We start from the raw sequence: 15,535 nt of genomic DNA, 5'->3' as shown, positions 1-15,535 counted from the left end.
GCCTATATCCACTTTTCGCTCCACCAATGCGGAGTGTTTCTGCGCTGGTCCCCCACCCCGGTGGCAAGATGGAACCCATGACTGCCACCCTGACTTCTACCGGTTCTACCGCCGCCGTCATTGTTACCCATCAGCGCGCCGAACTGCTGCGGGCATCGCTCGAACAGGTGGTACACCAAACCCACCCCGTGCAGTGGGTGATCGTGGTGGATAATGGTGCGGAAAATGCAGTGCGTGAACTTGTCGAGTCCATGGCGGGAGACCGCGGCGTCTACGTGCCTTCGGAGACCAACCTGGGCGGAGCTGGTGGCTTTGCGCTGGGCTTTCTCACCGCCCTTTCTTTGGGGGCGGATGCCGTGTGGTGTGCCGATGACGATGGCCGCCCCGCCGATAACACTGTCCTTGCGGAGCTGTATCGGGTGGCCGAGGCCAACCGTTTGCATGAGGTCTCGCCAGCGGTATGCAATATCAACGATCCCGACCAGCTCGCCTTCCCCCTGCGCCAAGGCCTAGTGTGGCGCCGACGAATGGATGAGCTGGAGGGCGATTTCCTGCCTGGCATCGCATCGCTATTTAACGGCGCGCTGATTTCCGCAGCGGCCATGGAAATCATTGGTGTACCGGACTATCGGCTCTTCATCCGCGGCGATGAGGTGGAATACCACCGCCGGCTGGTCAATTCCGGGCTTTCTTTCGGCACGGCGCTGACCACAAGCTACCTGCACCCAGATGGATCGGATGAGTTTAAGCCCATTTTGGGCGGCAAGATGCACACCCAGTTTCCAGAGGGTGAGTTCAAGCGGTTTTTCACTTACCGCAATCGCGGCTACCTGCTGTGGCAACGCGGCATGCGCAAGCTACTGCCACAGGAATTCGCCCGCTTTGGCTGGTTCTTCCTGATCCAGCGCCACGATCCGGCCGGCTTTATCGAATGGCTCAAGCTTCACAACCGCGGGCGCAGGGAAGATTTCCGACGCCCTAGCTAGGCCGAAGCCGAACTGCAGGGGCTGGGAAAGGGGGCATCGATAAGCGCGGCACATACCCGCCACCACCGAGAGCTTGACACCCCGCGCGCAGATTGGTCGGGCTCGATTCCCGTGGTGAGGTTATTTTTCTTTAAAAATGAAGGCCCTCTGAATGGCAAAATTGGTCACTGTGGCCACGCCCTGGGCGATGACAAAGGCGATGGTGTCTTTAAGCACGCCTTCTAAGCCAAGGGATAAAAGCGGCTCATTGAGCACCCAGTATAGGAAGTTTTGAACCGCGAAAGTGGAGGCGTACAAGATCCCGACGGTGACGGCCGTACGGCCGGAGACCTTGACCCCAAAGGTCCACCGCGCATTAGCCAGGTAGGCGGCAATGGTGCCAAAGACCCAACCGATGGCCTTGGCGGCGGAACGGTGCAGTCCCAAGTACGTCAATAAAAGCGTCAGGCCATAGTCAATGGCGGCGGCACCTACACCCACGGAAATAAATCGCACCAGTTGGGTGTGCAGCGAGGTGGACGAAGGTTTTACTTCTACGGCGTCATCAGCGGAGTTAGTCACGAGTGAGTAGCCTACCCGCGCAAGAGCGCTCGGTACATGTCCAACCGATCCACCGGCGCGGCGGATTCGGCACCATAGGCGCCTATCCCCGCCAATTGCTGCAACGACGCCGCACATAACTCCCGCACTTCAGCCCCAGTCAGCGCCGAGCCATCGTCATTGACCCAGCCGAGGGCATCCATGGTGGTCTCCACGACGGAATCGGTCAGCTCCGCGCCCCCCATGCACGATAGGGCTAGCGCCATGGACCAAAAGGCGTCTTTGCCTTCATGGATAACCTCGCGCGGCAGGCTAGCGAGCACGCGGGCAGTTTGCGGTGACAATTCGGTACCCCTGCTCAGGTCCATCGCCTGCAGCAGCGGAACAAAGTCATAGAGCTTGGTGCGCTCAATCAAATCACGCACAGGGGACGCTACCGCGGAAAGGACCTCGTCGGTGACTTCTTGCCCGGTCAATTCCCGGTTGACGCTGGTTAATTCAAAGGGTGCAAAGAGCGAGCCCGAACCGCCTACGCATAGCGCTTCCGGGGTGCCATTATCGCGCGGATAAATTTCAGCTACCATCAGCTCGAAGTCCCATAGCCCCCAGGCGAAGTCGATTTGATCGCCTTCGCGCCAGAGGAATTCGGAGGCCTGACGTTCCGGATCGATGCGCGGGCCACGCGCCTCGGTGTGTTCATAAAAGTGCCAGGGGGATTCCTCCTCCGGCAGGCCAAAGCAAATGCGCAGCACACGGTGCAACTCGGTGAAGGTCAGGGCATCGCTAAAGCCAATCTGGCGGTGCACCTCGCCATCGGCGCGGATATTCGCAGCTTGGCAAATGATTGTTAGGGGCTCGCGTTTGAGGGATACCACGCTATTGGCGCGTTTGGCCCGCGCCTGTGCGATATCGGTGACCCCTGCGTTCATGAGCCCCACCATACGCAAGTTTTAGGCTGCTAGTTTTGCGATATCGCGCGCTTCCAACTCACTAATTAGGAACGTCAGTGCCGCACCAACGGCGCCCAACAGGGTCCAGGGCCGCTTGGCACCGCGCTTGCGCAGGAACTTTACCATTCGGCGCGAAAATGCAACGTTCATCCAGCCGCCTAGGATGAGCAGCAGCACCACTGCGGCAAAAATGGCCCAAGGTTTGAGGCCCTGATCGGATGCATCCTGCGGGGAGCGCGGCTCATCACCATCCTGTTCCGCGTGCGCGTTGGTATAGGCCACCAGGGCACCAAAACCAAAGAAAGACAAGGTATAGGCAGTAATCAAACCGCCTTTGGATGTGATCCAATCCGGATAAGAGGTCGCGATACCCACGGCAGCGGCTTGGGTAATGCGGCCCGCCAGGGTGTCATCGAGGGCGTAGTTGTCTTGGCGCTGATCTTGCGTCTCGTGGTTGTTGGTCATAGCGACCACTTTAAGCGGCGGTAAGCTAATGCGCATGTACTCGGATAAGACAGAGCACATGACGCCAGCGCAGCAGGCGGCTCAGGATGTGCGTGCGGAAGACGATAAGCGCAACGGCCACTTCGAGGCCACGGAACACACCGATGTGCCGTTGAGTCCTTTCATGACTCGCCTGATGGCAGAGGAATTGCCCATGCTGGATTCCTCCTCGCGCGCTCGTGTCTATGACCTTTTGCGGGAGTACGATGGCCCGATTATTGAATCTCAGGAAGAACTGCCGGAGGAAATCCGCGCGCTTATGGATCTATAAACGGACACATTCGGGCAGTACAAGCGTCCGTTTTGTTCTGAATATCACTCGCGTCACTCCGTCTACCCTCGTGTGAGCTAGGTAGGCTAGGGAGGCGACACAAATCCGTCGAGCAAAGAGTAAGAGATGGAATTACATACCACTGAAAAGTCCCTGCACGGCTGGGGCCGCACCGCCCCGACGACCGCCCATGTTCTCGCCACCGAAGACGTGGACGTGATCAAGAAGGCCGTGGCCCAGGTTGCAGAAGATAACTCGGATAAGCCCGCCCACCTGCGCCGTGGCGTCATTGCCCGCGGTATGGGCCGCTCCTACGGTGACCCCGCCCAAAATGGCGGCGGCCTGGTCATCGACATGCAAAAGCTCAATAAGATCCACTCCATCGACCCGGAGTCCGCTCTGGTGGACGTCGATGGTGGTGTCACCCTAGACCAGCTGATGAAGGCTGCCCTGCCTTATGGCCTGTGGGTTCCAGTTCTGCCGGGTACCCGCCAGGTCACCATCGGTGGCGCAATCGGCCCGGATATTCACGGCAAGAACCACCACTCCGCCGGCTCCTTTGGTAACCACGTGGTCTCCATGGAGCTGCTCGTGGCCGATGGCCGCGTGCTGCACCTGACCCCGGAGGGCTCCGAGGACGACCCGAACGGCGACCTCTTCTGGGCCACCGTTGGCGGCATGGGTCTGACCGGCATCATTCTGCGCGCCACCATCCGCATGACCAAGACGGAAACCGCTTATTTCATCGCAGATACGGACCGCACCGATAACTTGGATGAAACCATCGCTTTCCACTCCGATGGTTCCGAGCACAACTACACTTATTCTTCCGCCTGGTTCGATGTCATTTCGCCAGAACCAAAGCTGGGTCGCTCCACCATTTCCCGCGGTTCGCTGGCCACCTTGGCACAGCTGGAAGAGCTAGCCCCGAAGCTGGCTAAGGATCCGTTGAAGTTCAATGCGCCGCAGCTGATGACGGTGCCGGACATCTTCCCGTCCTGGACCATGAATAAGCTTTCCCTCTCCGCTGTGGGTTTGGCCTACTACACCATGGGTGCACCGGCCAAGAACCAGGTCAAGAACCTGACGCAGTTCTACCAGCCGTTGGATCTCATCGGTGAGTGGAACCGCGGCTACGGTTCCAAGGGCTTCTTGCAGTACCAGTTCGTGGTACCGACCGAGGCCGTGGAGCCGTTCAAGGAGATCATCCGCGATATGCAACGCTCCGGCCACTACTCGGCCCTCAACGTGTTCAAGCTCTTCGGTGAAGGCAACCGCGCGCCGCTGTCCTATCCAATGCCGGGTTGGAACGTCTGCGTGGACTTCCCCATCCGTCCGGGCCTGGGCAAGTTCTTGGATGACTTGGACCGCCGCGTGATGGAATTCGGCGGCCGCCTCTACTTGGCCAAGGAGTCCCGCACTTCCGCGGAGAACTTCCACAAGATGTACCCGGGCATGGAGGGCTGGCTGAAGACCCGCAATGAAATCGACCCGACCGGCGTCTTCGCCTCCGATATGTCCCGCCGCCTCGAGCTGCACTAATCACTGGAAATAACACCTTTAAGGAGATTTACTGACCATGCTTAATGCAGTAGGCCAAGCACAACACATCCTGCTTCTGGGCGGCACCTCTGAGATCGGCCTCGGCGTCGTCTCCGAATTCCTGCAGCGCGGCCCCGCCAAGGTCACCCTGGCTGCCCGCCCGGAGTCCCCGCGCATCGCCCAGGCCAAGGCAGACTTGGAATCTCGCGGCGCTGACGTAGAGGTTCTAGACTTCGACGCCACTGACTTTGACTCCCACCCAGAGGTAATCAATAAAGCCTGGGCACGTGGCGACGTAGACGTGGCCATCGTTGCCTTCGGCACCCTGGGTGACCAGGAGGAGCTGTGGCAAAACCACGACAAGGCCGTCGCCTCCGCGCAGACCAACTACACCGCCCCGGTTTCCGTGGGCGTGCTTCTGGGCGAGAAGTTCAAGCACCAGGGCCACGGCACCATCGTCGCCATGTCCTCCGTGGCTGGCATGCGCGTGCGCCGTTCCAACTTTGTCTACGGTGCTTCCAAGGCAGGCGTGGACGGCTTCTACATCAACCTGGGTGAGGCCCTGCGCGGCACCGGCGCCAACGTGCTGGTTGTCCGCCCGGGCCAGGTTCGCACCAAGATGTCCGCCGAGGCTGGCGACGCCCCGTTGACCGTCAACGTCTCCGATGTTGCCGAAGCCACCGTGAAGGCCGTGCTCGATGGCAAGCAGTCCATCTTCGTGCACCCGCTGTTTGAATACGTTTCTTTGGCATTCAAGTTCATTCCGCAGGCCATTTTCCGCAAGCTGCCGTTCTAAATCACCGCGGTTTCTGCACTGGCGCCTGCCAGCCGCCTCGCCCCCGCCCCTCCCCGCCGCGCGCCCGCGGCGGGGAGGGGCGGGGGCGGTGGTGTATAAGGGGGCGTCGGAAAGCAAGTGTTTTCCTGCCCGCGCCAAATCTGGGTTGTAGCGCTTGGGTATGCGAAACTAATGGGCATGACAAGCACAGCTATACCCACCCAGTCAACGCCCGTGAGCGAAAATCCGCGCACCGAGGCCTACCGCGCCGATGCGCTGACTCATCGGGCGACCCTGCTGGGTATTGTGTTGACCGCCCTAGCCAGTGGTGTGGTCACGCTGCTGGGCTGGTTTGCCTTCAAGACGGTATCTCTGCCTTCTTTTAATACCTCCATGGTCACCCGCGCGCTGAGCACAGTGGGTGTGGTGGTCACGCTGGCTCTAGCCGGCGGGCTGTGCGTGTGGTGGCTTTATGACCACTACAAGGATTCCTTTACACGGCCGCGCTGGCGGGTCTGGCTGACCTACGCGGTCACCTATCTCTCCCCCGCGCTATTGACCTTGGCTGCCGTGGGCCTGCCGTTGTCCGCCTCCCGTTTGTGGCTCGACGGCGTGCAGGTGGACCAGGCTTTCCGCACCCAGTTCCTCACCCGCTCGGTGGATGAGATGGGCTATGCGGATATGAACTACCAGGATATGCCATCCTTTTACCCCATTGGCTGGTTCTGGCTGGGCGGCCGCTTGGGAGCACTATTGGGCATTCCGGGATGGGAGGTCTACCAGCCCTGGGCGCTTATCTCCATCGCTGTAGCCGGCTGCATTTTGGTGCCCCTCTGGCAGCGCCTCACCAGCTCCCTACCGGTCGCCACCGCCATCGCCCTAGTCACCACCGCGATTACGCTCACCATCGCGGCCGAGGAGCCCTACTCCGCAGTCATCGCCATGGGCTTGCCCACCGTCGCGGTGCTCAGCGCCCGCGCCTTCCGCGGCTCTTGGCTCTCCACCCTGGGTGTAACACTCTACCTGGGCATTTCCGCCACCTTCTACACGCTTTTCACCGGTGCGGCCGCGCTCACCGTGGTCAGCCTCATCGCGCTCTTTACCGCGCTATATGAGCATACGTGGCGACCCATCGTGCGACTGGCGGTAATGGCGGCAGGCTCCATTGCCATCGCGCTCATCGCCTGGGGACCCTATGTATGGGCGGTCATGCACTCGCCAGTACCGCTGCAGACCACCGCGCAGCACTACCTGCCGGAGGAAGGCACCCAGATTCCAGTGCCATTTTTGTCCTTTAGCATTGTGGGCTTCCTCTGCCTCATGGGACTTATCTACATGGTCATTCGTCTCAATGACCAAGAGGTGCGCGCGCTGGGAATCTCCCTCATCGGCAGCTATCTATGGATTGTTGTGTCTATGGTGGCAACGCTGGCCGGCACCACGCTGCTGAGCTTCCGCCTCGAAATCATCGTGGTACTCCTTTTTGCTACCGCCGGTGTCCTAGCCTTAGCCGAGGTTCGCCTCTTGGGCGTACACCGCCTCTACCCGGCGCGCTTCTCCCACACCACCAATAAGCAAATCACCGCGGTCTTGGGCATTATCCTCGCCCTGGCCGGCGTCTTCTATGCGCAGCAGATTCCGGAGGCCAACGAGGACGCCATCGACCACGCTTATAGCGATACCGATGGCTATGGCGAGCGCGCCGACCGCTTCACTAGCGATTCTGCTCATTACTACCTGGATATCCACAACTTCATCCAGGACCAGGGCTATACGCCGGATGGCACGGTGGTGCTTACTGATGAAAAGATCTTCATGTCTTACTACCCTTATTGGGGTTTCAACGCCTTTACCAGCCACTATGCCAATCCACTGGGTGAGTTCAGCACCCGCAATGAGCAGATTGAAACCTGGGCCAACGATTCCTGGGACATGAAGCCGGATGAGTTCCGCAAGGCCCTGGATTCCGCTGCGTGGCGCAGCCCGGATGTCATGATCTTCCGCGGTGATTTGGAAAATAAGGACGATGGTTTCAAGCTGCATTTGGCAGAAGATATCTACCCCAATCAGCCGAATATTCGCTATCGCGCGGTCTTCTTCAACGCCGATGTCTTTGACAAGGGCTGGAAGCTAAAGCAGACCGGCCCCTTCGTAACAGCCGTTCGTACCAAGTAAGTTCACCCACACTTCCCGCCCGTGGCAGGGTGTGCCCGCGGGCGGAGAGGGGTATCTGACGTAGACTAATCGCCGTGTCAGATAGCCTCACTACGAATACCACCCAAGCGCGACCTGCTAGCTCCCGCTTCGCCGCCGCCCCCGCGGGCCTGCGGTGGACCGCGATCATTGCCGGACTGATTGGTTTCCTGTGTTTTGTAGCCACTCCGCTACTGCCGGTGACCCAAACTCAGTCCTCTTATGACTGGCCGCAGCATGATTCCGTGCAGTCCATCAACGCGCCACTCATTTCCGTGGCGCCAGAGGATCTTCAGGCCACCATCCCTATCTCCGCAGTCGATGAGCTGCGTGAGGGACAGTCCATGGTCTACGGCACCGTCCCTCCGGAGTCCAAGAAAGCCTCCAACCGCGGCCTTTTTGTCCGCGCGAATGAGGAGGGCCTTTCCGTTGTCTCCTTGGATGAGGTTCTGCTTACCCTCAACTCCAAAGAGGTAGCCAAGCTCCCCAAGGACGCCAAGATTGAGATTTCTGCTACGGGCGATGGCACCAGCGTGCGCGTGGGGGATCATGAAAAGACCACCGAGGAAGATCTGCGCCCGCAGGTCACCGGTGTCTATACCGAAATCGACGATAAAGCGGACGTACAGGCCCTGCTTGACGACGGCCTCAATGTGCACGTCGATATCAACTCCCGCTTCACCTCCTCCCCGACGGTGCTCAAGACCATCGCCATGTGGCTGGGCACCGCCATGGTGGTCGTATCCCTGTTCTGCCTATGGCGCATCGACCGCCTCGATGGCCGCCGCTTTGGCTTCATGCCTAAGACGTGGAAGAAGGTGCGCCCGCTCGATGGCGTGGTGGCCGCCGTCTTGGGATTTTGGTATATCTTCGGCGCCAATACCTCCGATGATGGCTTCATCTTCTCCATGAGCCGCGTCTTCGATCACGCGACCTACATGGCCAACTACTACCGCTGGTACGGCGTGCCAGAGGCGCCCTTCGGCGCCCCCTATTATGACCTGGTTGCCGTTCTCTCCCAGATTTCTACCGCCTCGGTCTTCGTGCGCTTGCCCGGCCTGATTTCTGGGCTCATCATCTGGTTTATCCTCTCCCGCGAGATACTCCCGCGCTTTGGCCAGCTTGTCGACGGCCGCCGGGTCGCTCACTGGACCGCGGCGCTTATGTTCTTGGCCTTCTGGCTGCCCTATAACAACGGCACCCGCCCCGAGCCCATCGTGGCGCTTGGCGTGATGTTTACTTGGGCCTCCTTTGAGCGTGCCATTTCCACCCACCGCCTGCTTCCGGCGGCCGTGGGCACCATCGCCGCAACCATCACCCTGGCCGCCGGCCCCACCGGCCTCTTTGCCGTGGGCGTTTTCCTGGTCAGCCTGCCGCACCTCTTCCGCGCCATGGCCGAGCGCGTGCCGTCCATGGGCGGTGGCACCTTGGGCTGGCTCGCGCTCATTGCGCCATTCCTTAGCGCTGGCACCGCCATCATGGTTGCCGCCTTTGGTGACCAGACGCTATCGACCGTGCTGGAGTCCACCCGCGTGCGCTCCGAGGTTGGCCCCTCCCTGCCGTGGTACGCGGAGTACGCGCGCTACTCCACCCTCTTCCAGGAATCGGTGGATGGCTCGCTCACCCGCCGCTTCGCGGTCTTCACCATGCTCTTCTGCCTAGTGCTCATCGTGGCGGCCTTCATCAAGGACCGCCGTGTCGTCGGTGCTGCCGTTGGCCCGACCCAGCGCCTGCTCATTATCGTGGCGCTGTCCATGTTCTTCCTCATGTTCACCCCCACCAAGTGGACCCATCACTTTGGCATTTACGCCGGCGTGGCCGGTGTCATCGCGGCGCTCGGTGCCGTGGTGCTCTCCCAATTCGCACTGCGTTCGCCGCGTGCTCGCACCTTCGCTATCGCCGCGGTGGTTTTCTTGCTGGCCATTTCCTTCGCCGGCTGGAACGCCTGGTGGTACGTTTCCTCCTTTGGCATCCCGTGGTGGGATCGTACGGTGCAATTCAAGGCCATCGAGGCCAATAAGGTGCTCCTCACCATCGCGCTGGTCATCTTCGCCATCGGCATAGTGCAGTCCCTGCGCCATAGCTACCGCAAGTCCCAAGCAGAAGAAGCCGGCACCCTGGCGGAATTTGAGAAAAATGCCGCCGCTAAGGTTTCGCGCTCCGCCGGTATCATGTCCGCGCCCATCGCCTTGGCCTGTGCCATCGTGGTAGCGCTATCGTGTGCTTCCTTTGCCAAGGCCACCGTCTCGCAGGCGGATTCCTACTCCGTGGGCAAGGGCAACGTGGCCTCCCTGCGCGGCAATACCTGCGCTCTGGCGGATCAGACCATGGTGGAGACCAACACCAATGATTCCTTCCTGACCCCGGTTGAAGGCGACTTGGGCGATTCCCTGGTGGACCAGGACGAGACCCACAAGGGCTTCGATCCAAACTTCATCCCTGAATCCATCGAGCCGGAAAACCAGAATTCCGCCTCCGTAGGTGCCATCGCGGATGGCTCCAGCGACTCCTCCTCCGATAGCGCGGAGACCGCTACCTCGGGTGCGGATACCGAATCCGGCGGTAACAGCGATTCCGCGGATTCCCAGGAGACAAAGAATAAGCAAGACAAAAAGGACAAGAAGTCCAAGGAAACCACCAATACCTCGGAGGGTGGAGTACGCGGCACTGAGGGTGTCAATGGCTCTACCATGCACCTGCCGTTCAACCTGGATTACACCAAGGTCCCGGTGCTCGGCTCCTATTCCGAGGAGCAAGACTCCACCTCTGAAGTGACCACCAAGTGGTACAACCTGCCAGAGGCCAAGGACAATACTCCCGTGCTCGCCGTATCTGCAGCCGGCAATATCTACCACCACGACGTCAACGGGGTAGAGCAGGAAGGCATGAAGCTTAGCCTCGAGTACGGCACCATCGATGACTCCGGAAAGGTCACCAATACTGGCGAGGAAGAACTCTCCGCCGTCGGTGCCACGCCAAAGTGGCGCAACCTGCACCTGCCACTGGATAAGTTGCCAAAGGATGCCAACGTGGTGCGCCTGGTAGCAACGGATGACTCCACCGATGAGGATGACTGGCTGGCCTTTACTCCGCCGCGCGTCCCAGAGCTAGACACCATCAATAACCAGTTCTCCAAGGACACCCCGGCGCTATTGGACTGGGCCGTAGCCCTACAGTTCCCGTGCCAGCGCACCTTTGACCACTTTGCCGGCGTTACCGAAATTCCGCAGTACCGCATCCTGCCGGACTCCTCGGCACAGACCTCGCTGACGGATTTCCAGTCCTTCTCCGGCGGTGGCGCCATGTCCACCGCGGAGGCGGTCAACTACTCCTATGAGATCCCGAGCTACCTCAATAATGACTGGGCCCGCGACTGGGGTGCCATCGAAAAGTACGAACTGCGTACCGATTCACAGGGCAATGCCCCAGTCCCAGCCGAGATTGATTATGAGGACATTACCCGTTCCGGACTGTGGAAAGACTCCGAGATGAAGATTCGCCCCGAGGGCGAAGAGTAACCTCCCCAGCGGCCGCACTCCGATCCAGCTTCGGGGCGCGCAAGCGCCGTACGATCCAATCACCTACGAAAAAGAGCAATAGCGAAGCGCCAAAGAGAGGCGCGATGATTGAGTAGGCCACCGCCCCCGCCAGCACGGCGGGGGTAATTTTTAGCTCGGGCAGGCTGCGGCGCGGTTTCTTCCACCACATCCACAGGCCCGCAATGCTCACCACGAGCAGGCCGAGGGCGAGTACCGCCAATGCAACCTGGCTATAGATTCCAAAAAGCGTCCCCATGTGCAGCTGGATGAGCCACGAAGTAAGCTGCGCGGCAAGCGGCCAATCGGCGGAATTGATGCGGTCGATGACCTCGCCGTTCGGAGTAACCGCTACGGCGTCGCTGCGTAACTTGAAGGCCGCACGAGCCTCCCGCACGCCCCACGCATCGCCGGGCTTTTCCGGCGGAGTCATTTCCAGCACCCCGGTCAAACCCTGGCTACGGGCGGTCGATTCTGCAGTTTGGGCTCCGGCGAGTTCTGCGGCATCGTGGTTTCCCGTATGCCCAGCGTGCCCCGCGTGCCCCACGTGCTCGGCGTGGTTGGCATGCTCCCCCGCCCCAGTGCTAGCCCCCGCTTCTGCAACGGAGGTGGCCACGGACGGTTCCTTCCAATTAAGTTCCTCCCGCACCTTGCCAATACTTGTGCCCGCTACCAGCGACCATGTCAGGCCAGTAACCGTAAGAAAGAGGAAGCCCGGCAACAACCAGGCACCCACGCGGGCGTGCAGCGCCAGTACCTTAGAGGGCTGCTTCTTATTCCTTTGTTTACGCTTGAGCCACAGGTAGAGACCGAGGATGCTCAGCGCGCCGAGCCACGAGGCCGCAAGTTCGGCATAGAGACGGCCAGGCTCGCCCAACCATAGGGTGCGGTGGCCATTAGAGGCCCACGTACGGAAAGGCAGCGCCCGCGAGCCGCCATATTGTTGTAGTTCGCCAGTGATGTGCAGATCCACCGGGTCTACAAAGACGGCGTGGGTATAGCTGGAATTGGGAGCGGTGGGGTCGTCGAAAAGCACGCGGGTGGTCTCCTGCGGATCTTCGGAAGGCTCGACTCGAACCACGGTCCCATCCGGGTGCTGGCGCTGGGCGGCGGCAATCTGTTCATCAAGGCTGCGCGGGCTGCCTTGCGCGGTGGCTGTCACCTCATCGTGGTAAATCCACGGTTCAAAGGTGGGCGCCAAGGCATAGAGAAACCCGCTTAACGCTGCGACGATGAGAAAGGGCGCAATGATTACGCCGGTGAATTTATGCAGGCGCGATAGCGCGCCATGAGTGGATATGGTCATGCGGAACTAGTCGCGATCCTATTGAAACTAGTTCCCTTTTAGCATGGAACCGCCAGGGAATTGTTATTTTTCCAACTCCTCTGCCAGAAACGCGGCCGCATCCCGCACGCGCTGACGGGCAACCGCCGGGGTAGACACGCGGTGGGTGGAAACATAATCGCGCGCCACGGCGCCGGGCACAGAAACACGCGCAGCAATCTCATCCTCGGTCGCGGTCTGGACGAAAATATCCGTGCAGAGCTTAGAAAGGTCCGCAGGAATTGCATAGCCGGCACGGAGATCCTCAGGCAGATTTTCCAGGGCACCGAAATCGGGGAAGGTGAGCAGGAGGGCGTCGGCAGGCGCAAGCGCCGCTAGTGCCCCGCCGGAGGAATATCCCCAGGTAGTAACGCTGGAAGCATCCTGCGCGCGGGCATAGTCGATGGCCTGCTGCACGGCAGTGACCATCTCCGCCACGGTGTGCGCAGGCGCGAGCGGATAATCCACATCAATGATGGTGGTACCGGATAGCTGTGCGGCGGCTGCTACCTCAGGGCGCCACTGCATCTCCAGCGCCTGGCCAGCACCGCGCCACCAGCCGCCCGAGTGGAGCGACACCGCCCAGCGGCCGGTGGACTTTGTGGGCCGAAAAATGGTTCCCACCTCGGATTCTTCCACGCTGATGCCCTCCGTATAGGCGGTGCCCGGCAGCGCATGATCCACCGCAGTGCCGAGCACCATCATTGCCGCGTGTGTAATCCGGTCCGGCAAGAGCGCGCAATATTGATCCGCCTCAGGAGAGCCGCCCCCAGCCCACGGCGGGCGGAAATCCGGGGTGTCGTAGTGGGCATCGATATAGGCAACGAGCTGCTCAAGCTGCTCCTTGTCGTCCATCTGACGGTCCTGGCCGCCGATGTGCCACTCCTGTCCCGGCTCCAGCGGGCGGTGCGGATCCTGGTTAGCATCTGCGTTAGTCATGCCACCGAGCCTACGCGCACCGCCTACCGGCGGAAAGGTCTACCAAATGGTGACGCGATCCTCCGGCGCAATGTACATGGAAGAATCTTCTGCCACGTCAAAGGCCTCGTAAAACTCCGCAATATTGGCCGCAATGAGGTTGCAGCGGAACTCCGCCGGCGAGTGCGGGTCAATGGCTAGGTACTGGGTGGCCATCTCCGGACGGATGGCGGTGCGCCATACGCGGGCCCAGGACAGGAAGAAGCGCTGTAGGCCATTGTAGGTGTGCTCAGCCAGCTCTGGCTCGGCACCGTCTACCTCGAACTTTTCCTCCTTGCCCTGCAGGTCGATGCCCTTATCGGCGCAGTAGTTCTTAAAAGCCACCACGGCGATACCCAGGCCGCCTAGGTCACCGATATTCTCGCCCAGGGTAAAGCTGCCGTTCACCCCAGTAGATTCGATGCCGGCCTCCTTGAGCACCGTCGGTACCTGGCCATTGAACTGCTCCACCAGCTTGGCGGTGAGCTTTTCAAAGGCGGCGCGATCCTCATCGGACCACCAGGAGTTCAGGTTGCCCTGACCATCAAACTGCGAGCCCTGGTCATCAAAGCCGTGGCCGATCTCGTGGCCGATGACAGCACCGATGGCGCCGAAGTTTTCTGCGGCATCGGCCTTCGGGTTATAGAACGGCGGGCGCAGGATTGCCGCTGGGAAGGTGATGTCATTGACCACTGGGTTATAAAAGGCGTTGACCGTTTGCGGGGTAGTCACCCATTCATCGCGATCGGCCGGCTTGCCAATCTTGGCCAGCTCGAAGTCGTGAGAAAAGGCAGAGCCGGCACGCGCATTAGCCAACAGGTCCGCGCCCTTGCCGGAGACCTCGAGGCCGGAGTAATCGCGCCAGGAATCCGGGAAGCCAATCTTGGCCTTGAACTGGGAAAGTTTCTCCAAGGCACGCTCGCGGGTGGCCGGGGTCATCCACTCCAGCTGGGAGATGCGCTCACGGTAGGCGGCGATGAGGTAGTCCACCAGCTCATCCATCTCTTGCTTGGAGGAGTCCGGGAAGTGCTTATCCACGAATACCTGGCCAATCTCTTCGCCCACGAGGGACTCAGCCAGGCCTACCGCGCGCTTCCACCGGTCGCGCTGCTGGGTGGCGCCGGAGAGCTTGGTGCCGTAGAACTCAAAGTTCTTCGCGCCTACTTCCTCCGGCAGCATGGCCGCGCGGGAGCGCAGGATGTGCCAGGTGGCCCACAGCTGCCAATCGGCCATGCGCTCGGAGGTAAAAAGGCTCTCGAAGTGCTCGAGGTAGGACGGCATCATATTGACTACGCGGTGCTCCGGCAGGTTGCCGCCGGAGAGCACGGCCCGCGCCATGGCGGGCAGCTCGCCAAACTCACACGGGTTATAGGTCTTGACCGCATCGCGTGTGGAGACCACATCCCAATGGCCAGCGGCAAGTTCCTTTTCCAAGCCCACGATGCGCTGGGCGGCTACCTCGGCGCCTAGGCCAAAGAGGCGGGCTGGGTCGAGGAACTCCAGCATCTCTGCCACATGCTTTTCATAGGCGGCCAGTGTTTCGGCGTGAGCTTCCTCGCGGTAATAAGCCTCATCCGGCAGGCCCAGGCCGGATTGAATGACATAGGCAATGGCGTCCTCGGAACCAGAGTCCTTGGATACCCAAAAGGTCACCGGGGAGCCGACACCGGTGCGCTCGAGTTCACCCAGGCGTTGCGCTAATTCCTCTGGGTCGGCCGCGCTCAGGCGGTCCAGATCCGCATCCAATGGAGCCATGCCGGCCGCATTAACCCCTTCGGTATCCATAAAGGAGGCATAGAGCTTGCCCGGTCGGCCGGTGTCCTTTTCCACGATTTCGTGGACGAGTTCTTCAGCTTCGTCGCGCAGCGCGTGAAAGGTGCCGTCCACGCCGCGATCATCGGGAATAACGTGGCTTTCCAGCCAGGGTCCATTGACTAGTTGATAAAGATCTTTCATG

The 15,535-nt window shown here is 60.6% G+C and carries 12 protein-coding genes; 6 read left to right on the top strand and 6 right to left on the bottom strand.

What is annotated here, in order from left to right:
• Positions 1 to 68 precede the first annotated feature (68 nt).
• The gene (gene glfT1, locus ACP8J1_RS00700; RefSeq protein ID WP_198010451.1) at positions 69 to 986 is read left to right on the top strand and encodes a galactofuranosyltransferase GlfT1; all 918 of its coding nucleotides are present in this window, start codon (positions 69 to 71) and stop codon (positions 984 to 986) included.
• Between the two features lie 120 nt (positions 987 to 1,106).
• Here the strand turns inward: glfT1 and ACP8J1_RS00695 are convergent, their stop codons facing one another.
• The 3 genes from ACP8J1_RS00695 to ACP8J1_RS00685 are packed head-to-tail and all read right to left on the bottom strand — an operon-like array spanning position 1,107 to position 2,941.
• Positions 1,107 to 1,547 carry a GtrA family protein gene (locus tag ACP8J1_RS00695; RefSeq protein WP_023020348.1) on the bottom strand — a complete coding sequence of 147 codons (441 nt, stop codon included), beginning with the start codon at positions 1,545 to 1,547 and terminating at the stop codon, positions 1,107 to 1,109.
• 11 nt (positions 1,548 to 1,558) lie between these two features.
• The gene (locus tag ACP8J1_RS00690) at positions 1,559 to 2,467 is read right to left on the bottom strand and encodes a plasmid pRiA4b ORF-3 family protein (RefSeq protein ID WP_486696821.1); all 909 of its coding nucleotides are present in this window, start codon (positions 2,465 to 2,467) and stop codon (positions 1,559 to 1,561) included.
• 9 nt (positions 2,468 to 2,476) lie between these two features.
• A complete protein-coding gene (locus ACP8J1_RS00685) occupies positions 2,477 to 2,941 on the bottom strand; it encodes a hypothetical protein (RefSeq protein ID WP_023020346.1) in 465 nt (154 codons plus the stop codon).
• 34 nt (positions 2,942 to 2,975) lie between these two features.
• Here ACP8J1_RS00685 and ACP8J1_RS00680 point away from each other — a divergent pair, with 34 nt between their 5' ends.
• The 5 genes from ACP8J1_RS00680 to ACP8J1_RS00660 all read left to right on the top strand — a co-directional run bounded on the left by ACP8J1_RS00680 (position 2,976) and on the right by ACP8J1_RS00660 (position 11,279).
• Positions 2,976 to 3,251, top strand: coding sequence for a hypothetical protein (locus ACP8J1_RS00680; protein ID WP_034656156.1), 276 nt, complete (start codon positions 2,976 to 2,978; stop codon positions 3,249 to 3,251).
• A gap of 126 nt (positions 3,252 to 3,377) precedes the next feature.
• Positions 3,378 to 4,793, top strand: coding sequence for a decaprenylphosphoryl-beta-D-ribose oxidase (gene dprE1 / locus ACP8J1_RS00675; protein ID WP_023020344.1), 1,416 nt, complete (start codon positions 3,378 to 3,380; stop codon positions 4,791 to 4,793).
• A gap of 37 nt (positions 4,794 to 4,830) precedes the next feature.
• Positions 4,831 to 5,589 carry a decaprenylphospho-beta-D-erythro-pentofuranosid-2-ulose 2-reductase gene (dprE2, locus tag ACP8J1_RS00670; RefSeq protein WP_023020343.1) on the top strand — a complete coding sequence of 253 codons (759 nt, stop codon included), beginning with the start codon at positions 4,831 to 4,833 and terminating at the stop codon, positions 5,587 to 5,589.
• 177 nt (positions 5,590 to 5,766) lie between these two features.
• The gene (locus tag ACP8J1_RS00665; RefSeq protein WP_034656153.1) at positions 5,767 to 7,743 is read left to right on the top strand and encodes a galactan 5-O-arabinofuranosyltransferase; all 1,977 of its coding nucleotides are present in this window, start codon (positions 5,767 to 5,769) and stop codon (positions 7,741 to 7,743) included.
• A gap of 74 nt (positions 7,744 to 7,817) precedes the next feature.
• Positions 7,818 to 11,279, top strand: a complete 3,462-nt coding sequence (locus ACP8J1_RS00660; RefSeq protein ID WP_023020341.1) for an arabinosyltransferase domain-containing protein — start codon at positions 7,818 to 7,820, stop codon at positions 11,277 to 11,279.
• On the opposite strand, the gene ACP8J1_RS00655 is transcribed toward ACP8J1_RS00660, so the two are convergent.
• The 3 genes from ACP8J1_RS00655 to ACP8J1_RS00645 form a co-directional block, all read right to left on the bottom strand.
• A complete protein-coding gene (locus tag ACP8J1_RS00655) occupies positions 11,218 to 12,603 on the bottom strand; it encodes a PepSY-associated TM helix domain-containing protein (RefSeq protein WP_023020340.1) in 1,386 nt (461 codons plus the stop codon). The two genes, ACP8J1_RS00660 and ACP8J1_RS00655, sit on opposite strands and share 62 nt — an antisense overlap.
• 63 nt (positions 12,604 to 12,666) lie before the next feature.
• Complete coding sequence (locus ACP8J1_RS00650; protein WP_023020339.1) at positions 12,667 to 13,560, bottom strand: alpha/beta hydrolase; 894 nt, start codon at positions 13,558 to 13,560, stop codon at positions 12,667 to 12,669.
• 39 nt (positions 13,561 to 13,599) lie between these two features.
• Positions 13,600 to 15,534 carry a M13 family metallopeptidase gene (locus ACP8J1_RS00645; RefSeq protein WP_023027794.1) on the bottom strand — a complete coding sequence of 645 codons (1,935 nt, stop codon included), beginning with the start codon at positions 15,532 to 15,534 and terminating at the stop codon, positions 13,600 to 13,602.
• Position 15,535: the final 1 nt, after the last annotated feature.

It is taken from the genome of Corynebacterium sp. LaCa_205, from assembly GCF_057458085.1.
This window is presented reverse-complemented; position numbering and strand designations above follow the sequence as displayed.

Excerpts from the sequence above, each read along its gene's own strand:
- ACP8J1_RS00650 (WP_023020339.1), bottom strand. The coding sequence starts at position 13,560 with ATGACTAACGCAGATGCTAACCAGGATCCGCACCGCCCGCTGGAGCCG.
- ACP8J1_RS00665 (WP_034656153.1), top strand. The coding sequence starts at position 5,767 with ATGACAAGCACAGCTATACCCACCCAGTCAACGCCCGTGAGCGAAAAT.
- ACP8J1_RS00680 (WP_034656156.1), top strand. The coding sequence starts at position 2,976 with ATGTACTCGGATAAGACAGAGCACATGACGCCAGCGCAGCAGGCGGCT.
- ACP8J1_RS00645 (WP_023027794.1), bottom strand. The coding sequence starts at position 15,534 with ATGAAAGATCTTTATCAACTAGTCAATGGACCCTGGCTGGAAAGCCAC.
- ACP8J1_RS00655 (WP_023020340.1), bottom strand. The coding sequence starts at position 12,603 with ATGACCATATCCACTCATGGCGCGCTATCGCGCCTGCATAAATTCACC.
- glfT1 (WP_198010451.1), top strand. The coding sequence starts at position 69 with ATGGAACCCATGACTGCCACCCTGACTTCTACCGGTTCTACCGCCGCC.
- ACP8J1_RS00685 (WP_023020346.1), bottom strand. The coding sequence starts at position 2,941 with ATGACCAACAACCACGAGACGCAAGATCAGCGCCAAGACAACTACGCC.
- dprE1 (WP_023020344.1), top strand. The coding sequence starts at position 3,378 with ATGGAATTACATACCACTGAAAAGTCCCTGCACGGCTGGGGCCGCACC.
- dprE2 (WP_023020343.1), top strand. The coding sequence starts at position 4,831 with ATGCTTAATGCAGTAGGCCAAGCACAACACATCCTGCTTCTGGGCGGC.
- ACP8J1_RS00690 (WP_486696821.1), bottom strand. The coding sequence starts at position 2,467 with ATGGTGGGGCTCATGAACGCAGGGGTCACCGATATCGCACAGGCGCGG.